5 protein-coding genes and 2 pseudogenes are annotated in these 5539 nt (G+C 68.0%); 2 read left to right on the plus strand and 5 right to left on the minus strand.

Features of this window, described 5'->3' with window-relative positions:
• From SNA_RS28685 to SNA_RS41685, 4 genes and pseudogenes are all read right to left on the minus strand, one after another.
• Positions 1 to 191, minus strand: a pseudogene (locus tag SNA_RS28685) (lasso peptide biosynthesis B2 protein); the annotation flags it as partial.
• Positions 188 to 526, minus strand: a complete 339-nt coding sequence (locus SNA_RS28690; protein ID WP_044367474.1) for a lasso peptide biosynthesis PqqD family chaperone — start codon at positions 524 to 526, stop codon at positions 188 to 190. The pseudogene SNA_RS28685 and the gene SNA_RS28690, both read right to left, overlap by 4 nt.
• A complete protein-coding gene (locus SNA_RS28695) occupies positions 523 to 2280 on the minus strand; it encodes an asparagine synthase-related protein (RefSeq protein WP_157880133.1) in 1758 nt (585 codons plus the stop codon). Before SNA_RS28695 ends, SNA_RS28690 begins: the two co-directional genes overlap by 4 nt.
• Before the next feature lie 190 nt (positions 2281 to 2470).
• Complete coding sequence (locus SNA_RS41685; protein ID WP_157880134.1) at positions 2471 to 2659, minus strand: lasso RiPP family leader peptide-containing protein; 189 nt, start codon at positions 2657 to 2659, stop codon at positions 2471 to 2473.
• A 370-nt stretch (positions 2660 to 3029) separates the two neighbouring features.
• Between SNA_RS41685 and SNA_RS45370 the strand changes: the two are divergent.
• Positions 3030 to 3137: pseudogene (locus SNA_RS45370) on the plus strand (IS5 family transposase); the annotation flags it as partial.
• Positions 3138 to 3150: 13 nt separating this feature from the next.
• On the opposite strand, the gene SNA_RS28700 reads toward SNA_RS45370, so the two are convergent.
• Positions 3151 to 4737, minus strand: a complete 1587-nt coding sequence (locus SNA_RS28700; RefSeq protein WP_241779878.1) for an IS4 family transposase — start codon at positions 4735 to 4737, stop codon at positions 3151 to 3153.
• A gap of 146 nt (positions 4738 to 4883) precedes the next feature.
• Between SNA_RS28700 and SNA_RS28705 the strand changes: the two genes are divergently transcribed.
• Positions 4884 to 5539: IS5 family transposase (locus SNA_RS28705; RefSeq protein WP_044367477.1), on the plus strand; the 656-nt coding region annotated here is incomplete at its 3' end.

Consider the following 5539-nt stretch of genomic DNA (forward strand, 5'->3'; position numbering starts at 1 on the left):
CTGCCACGGGCCCGGCGTGCCTCGGCGAAGGTGGCGGGGCGCGCACCGCGTCGGATCCGGCTGAGCACGACACGGATGCGGTGTGGCGGCTGCTTCGCCAGCAGCCAGGCGAGGACGATGGCGACCCGGACCGGAGGCCGACGCCAGAGTGCGGGGCGGGTCTCGGCGGGCAGGGCGGTGGAGACGCTCATGCCGCATCTCCGCGGATGGCACGGGCGTCAGGACCGTGGCTTGCGCCGATGACGCCCAGCTCATGCGCTGTTTCCGTGTCGGCCTCGGCCAGCCCTCGTTGCGTAAGGCACGTCACGAAAGCCGCGATGTCCGCGCTGACGCGCTCGACACCGATGTCTGTTCCCGCTGTGAGGCGCCTGGCGAGCTCCTGGGGATGAACTCCGTCCAGCAACGCGGTCAAAACGGTCGCCCCGGTGGCGTTGAGTTCGAAGAACCTGCCCGTGGATTCCTCCAGCACGGCCATGCCGTTGTCGGTGACGGCGGTGGAGACATGCAGCTTCAGTCGTACGGTCACGCGTATTCCTCGGTCTGGGACAGGTCGGCGGAAAGGGGTGCCGGGGCACGGTGCAACAGCCAGTGTTCGCAGGCGAGGGTGTCCTCCAGCGCCGTGGAGGTGTGCGGCGTCGGAACGAGCAGCGCGGTGCGCAAGACCGTCGGCTCGATCAGCCCGCGCTCAGCCAGTTCGGACCGCTCCACGATGTCGATGAGCGCGCGGCGGTGGGTGCGAAGGCCGTCGTAGAAATCGATGTCCGTGCTCCCCTTGGTGGTCCTGGCCAGCAGTTCATCCGGTACAACGCCTCGCATGGCCGTGGTGAGCACCTGTTTGTAGGCGAACGGGGTGCCGCGGCGAATCGGGCGTACCGCCAGGCACGCTTCGACCACCCTGTCGTCCAGGAACGGCAGGGCGATCCAGGGGGCGTGCAATTCCTGGCGCATCAGCCGGTAGATCTGCGCTGCTGATCGCATGCGGTGCAAGCTGTGATGCTGTCCCCGGTCGGGGGCGAGCGGCTCGACACCGTCGGCCGCTTCCCTCAGCAGACCGGCAACGAGCGTTTCGGCCTCCGGGGTGGCCCAGGGCGCCAACCGCAGCGGCTCTCCCCAGCCGAACGGTGCGCTCACCTGCTCGGGGGCCCTCAGCAGCCGTGCCTCGTCAGCGAGCCATTTCCCGTACGACCGGCTGTCGGTGAGAGCCCGCAGCGTGGGGCCCAGCGGCCAGCGTCTGCGCGAGCGGTATCCGCGCACATGCCGGATGGCCTGCACAGGATGGCGACGCACGAGCCCGTGCAGATAGCCGGGCGTGGCCTGAAGCACTTCATCGCCGCCATGCCCCGCCAGATGCAGGCTGATGCCCTGCTTGGTGTAGGCGGCCGCTCCGGCATCCAAAACGGCCCTGCCGCGCAGCAGCGGTGAGGGAGCGTCGGTCGGGCGTGGAGCGGACCCGGCGGAGGCGTACTGGGCGGGCACCTGGTCGCCTGCCAGGCAGAGCGCCGGTCCGCCAAGGCTGGGCAGCAGCTCCCGAGCGCGTGCGGCCCAGATCGGGTCGTCGTTGGCAGCGTCGGCGAACTGGACAGTCAAGGTCCCCAGGGCACTGGACGGGGCGGCGAGAAAGGCGAGGGATGTGGAATCGAGTCCGCCGGACAGGTCACAGCCCAGAATGCGTTCCTGGCTCTTCTCGGCACGCGCACGATCCTCGACCGCCGCGGCGAGCGCTCTGCCCACCGCGAGTTCTCCCCGCTCCAAAGAAACCTCGGCTGCCGGGACCTGCCACCAGGGCCGAAGTCGCGGGCGGCCTTGGTCGTCGACGGTGACCGCGCTGCCGCTCGGCACCGCCTCGACCCCGCTCCAGCAGGACAAATGGTCCAACGGCGTGGGAAGCCCTCCCACGAGCAGCTGTGCGGCCAATGCCCGCGGTTCCACAGCGGCGCCGGTGAGCCGCGCCAGCACATCGGCACGGTCGGAGACGACGGTCACGCCATGATGCCGGGCCTGGTAAAGCCTGCGTAGACCCGACGCGGTCCCCTGCGCCCGGCTCTTGCCGTGCGCGGAGAGCGCCAGATGAAAGCTGCCGCGGGCCACGGCGGTGAGGGTGTCGAGGTCGTTGAGGTCCGGCAGATCACGAATCCGGGCAAGACCTGGCAGTAGTGATGCGGAGGCGCCTTGCGGGGCATCTGTCTCCCCGGCGCGCGTCGCGTCGGGGACACAGGCGTTGACCTCCGCTGTCCTTCCCAGAACAGCGAGCCGCACGGCGCCCGCCGTGAAGATTCGCACCCAAGTCACCGGAAGCCGACCCACTAGCCACGGATGCCCCGAGGCATGGTTGGCGATCAGCACACGGTTGCCCCCCAGCTCCTCCAGGATCAGCTGAGACGGAGGGCAGTCCGGCAGGGTGACGAACCAATACATACTGTCCTCACGACGGGCGGGTCATATGGGCGGTCAGATCAGCGCAGAGCACCCCTCACATGAAGCGGCCAACCCCCGCTTCCTTGAACGTGCCAATGCCGCCGCGGGTCACCTCGGCGAAGGCACCGGCCTCCGTCACCATCGGCGGCTCGTACGACGTGGTCACCGGCTCCACGGCCGGCTCCTCCATGTGGACGTTCTCGATCTCGTGCTGCATCTCTGCCTCCAGAGGAAAGGTAGACACCGAAGAACACTTTCGGTGATCACATAACTACCATGCGTGGGAGCCTTGGATGCCCTTCTCGGGGCCGTTCGTGAGATGGGTCTGGGTAGGGCCTGTTCTAAAAAGCCCTATCTCAATCGAATCTTGGAACGCGCGGGTCGAAAGGAGTTCCTGGTCGGGTGATCTTCCGTTGCATGCGTATGAAGGCAGGGCTTCTTGGTAGCTCGGAGATGCAAGTCGAACCGAGCGATGCCGGGAGGCCCTGTTGTCGTTGTTGTACGCGCCCGTGTCCGTTGACTTCAGCTCGCCCGCCGTGTCGTGCGATTGCCTCGCGCACGTGTACGGCAACGCGGCTGATCAACCCGATCGAGTGCGCCGGTATCCGTCGGACATGACGGACGCTGAGTGGGCGGCCATCCGGCCGTTGTTGCCGGTGCCGGCCTGGCTTCAGGGTCGGGGCGGACGGCCCGAGGGCTACTGCCACCGGCAGATGCTGGACCAATGCCGCGAAGTTAAGGCTCAGTTGACGTTGTCAAGGCCCCGGGAAGAGGGACCTTGTACGTACTCGGTGCCGTACGGATGAGTCGGCCGTTGCGCGCCCAGTAGCAGAGCTGCGCGTTGAAGCCGCTGAGCACACGCCCGGTGGTGGTGAGGCCGAGATGCCCTGCGATGTCGCGAGCGTGCATGGCCTGGTTGGAGCTCTCCGCCAGGATCCGGCAGACCTGTCCCCAGCGGCCGGAGGCAGCCCGGTCTGGGGCGTGCATGGTGGGGAGAGCCGGTGGATGCACGGTGATCACGATGGCGGTGATCGGCGCGCTGTCGCGAGGTCGTCCGTCGCGGTTCCAAATGTTGTAGCGGGACGTTCCGCACTTGACGATGCGAGCGGACAGCCGCATCCGGCGCTCGGGCAGCAATGCCTGCAGGACGCGGGTGCCGATGGCTCCTACCAGGTCGAGGCGTCCGCTCGGAGTTGCATTCACGGTCGTCCCAGCAACGCCGACAACCGTGTCGCGCGCGGCCTCCAGGGCCACGGTGAAGCCGGCCCGGTCGGGATCGCAGCCGGGCACCGTCTCCACCGCGGTCACCATCATCGAGCGCAGAGCCTGGTAGACGGTCAGGAGTCCCCACATCTCCTGGGTGATACCCACTGGGTCCTTCGACCGTAGAACGCGCCCTTTGAGCAGGGTATGACGTAGTGCCAGATAAGCGGTCTCGATCTCCCATCGCTCGTGGTAGAGACCGACCAGGCGGTCTGCTGGGTCGGTGCGGTGGTCGCTCAGCGTGGTGAGCAAACGATAGGTTCCGCCGAAGTCGCCGCCGTCGGCGGTACGGGAGCGGACCTCGGCCTCGATCACCCTCAGCCGGACGCCGCCGATCCGGGTGAGGTAGGAGCCGTCGGGCAGCAGCGCCAGCACCGGCGGGCGCCGGGTGCTGGTGGCACGGATCAGCAACTGCGCTCCCTGAGCCGCGATGTCTGCGAGCAACTTGTTGCTGTCGAAGGCGCGGTCCGCCAGCAGGAGCATGTCCGAGGTCAAGTGGCTGACCAGGTCGTGGGCGTAGTCGGTTTCGCCCTTCGAGGCGGGTCCGAAGGCGGCGGCGATCAGGCCACGGGTGCTGGTTTCACACAAGGTCATCAGCATCAGCCGGGGGTACCCGGAAGGGCCGTGGCGGCGCTCCGTGCGGCCGAGCCAGGACCGGTTGCGCTCGTGGTCGGGGACGTTCAGGCTCCCACAGCCGTCGAAGGCGACCGTCCGCCAGCGGCGGTAGCGCACTCCGGGAGTGGACGGCTGGGCCAACGGGCCCGCCAGCACGTCGAATAGCCGCTGGAACGGGGCCACGCCGATCCTCCGACGCAGATCGCGAAGCGCTTTCTCCGATGTCTGTGGCACCGGAGCGGCCAGTCCGGTCACGAGCTTGCCCCACACCAGCCCGGCGCCCAGGTGCTCGAACAACCCGAGCGCGAGCACGAAGTACACCCCGACGCGCGAGGGGAGACTGCGCAGTCGCCGCTCGCGACTCCCGGTCTCGTCCAACACCGCATCCACCAGCTCGGTCGGGATGACCTGCGTCAGTTCACCGACATGTCCAGGCGCGAACACGTCATCAATTCTGTACGTGACAGACTGTGCCACAGGGCCTCTGTTCTCTCAGAAAGATCTTGGTCGATCCCCTGGATAGCAGAGGCCCGTCTCACGTCGCGGTCGCACTTGACACCGTCAACTGAGCCTTAACTTCGCGGCATTGGATGCTGGACGCGATCCGCTACCTGGTCGCGGGCGGGATCTCCTGGCGGGCGATGCCCGCGGACTTCCCCGCCTGGGGCCGGGTTCACGCCTTCTTCCGCCGCTGGCGCGAGCACGGGCTGAGCGCCGAGTTCCACAACCGGCTGCGCGGAAAGGTCCGTGAACGCGAAGGCCGTGAGGCCGAGCCCACGGCGGGGATCACCGACGCGCAGTCGGTACGGGCCGCCGCCACGGTGCCGGCCGCCTCACGCGGCTACGACGGCGGGAAGAAGGTGCCGGGCCGCAAACGGCACATCGTGACCGACTGCTTCGGCCTGCTACTGGTCGTCGCGGTCACCGCCGCGAACATCGGCGACCGGGACGCCGCGGCGGGTCTGCTGACCCGGCTGCGCCAGCTGCACCGCGACATCACCCTCGTCTGGGCCGACGGTGGCTACACCGGCTCCCTCGTCGACTGGTGCCGGGACAAACTCGCCCTGACCCTGCAGATCGTCAAGCGCACCGACGACATGGCAGGGTTCGTGGTGCTCCCCAGACGCTGGGTGGTAGAGCGCACGTTCGCGTGGCTGATGAACTCCCGCCGTCTGGCCCGTGATTACGAAACTCTGCCCGCTACCAGCGAGGCGATGATCCGGTGGTCGATGATCACGCGGATGAG

The organism is Streptomyces natalensis ATCC 27448, assembly GCF_000935125.1.
Taxonomy (GTDB): domain Bacteria; phylum Actinomycetota; class Actinomycetes; order Streptomycetales; family Streptomycetaceae; genus Streptomyces; species Streptomyces natalensis.